Consider the following 490-nt stretch of genomic DNA (forward strand, 5'->3'; position numbering starts at 1 on the left):
GCTGATAATGACCTTGCCGGATGTCATCCGATTGCCTCCCGAAAAACTTTGTGCCTCAGCCGAACGGCGCGACGCCGCTCAGCACGCGGATGCCATGCGGGAATGGCGTGTTGGGAGCTTGCGGCTGCCCGTGAACCTCCACCGCCATCGACGCTTGTCCTAGCGATAGCAGCAGGCAGAAAAGCGTCGCGTTCTCGCCTTCGATCGCATCCAGCGGAAAAGGTTTGAGATAATCGAGTATCGCTGGCGCGCGCTCGACCATGACGTTGTAAAGGAGCATGATGTCTTCCATCGAAGCTTCGCAGCGCGCCTTGGTGCGCGCCTCGATGGTTCGCCCCGCCCAACGGTCCACCAGCGGCTCGAGATCCTTGAACCCGGCGGGCAGGGTGGTCGCGATGTTCGCGTCGGTCATGCCAGCGCCTCCCGCACGGTGCTCGCCTTCACCCATTTATCGAGGGTTGAATGGAGATGGCGAATGGCGACCTCATTT

At 61.0% G+C, this 490-nt stretch carries 1 protein-coding gene; it reads right to left on the bottom strand.

All coding sequences use genetic code 11. The features are described from left to right. Positions 1-55: 55 nt before the first annotated feature. Positions 56-412, bottom strand: a complete 357-nt coding sequence (locus R5H29_RS14455) for a hypothetical protein (RefSeq protein ID WP_332329347.1) — start codon at positions 410-412, stop codon at positions 56-58. Positions 413-490 lie beyond the last annotated feature (78 nt).

Source organism: Stenotrophomonas sp. A3_2, assembly GCF_036624925.1.
GTDB lineage: Bacteria > Pseudomonadota > Gammaproteobacteria > Xanthomonadales > Xanthomonadaceae > Stenotrophomonas > Stenotrophomonas hibiscicola.

Bases quoted from the DNA above. Each gene is read 5' to 3' on its own strand.
- R5H29_RS14455 (WP_332329347.1), bottom strand. From the start codon at position 412: ATGACCGACGCGAACATCGCGACCACCCTGCCCGCCGGGTTCAAGGAT.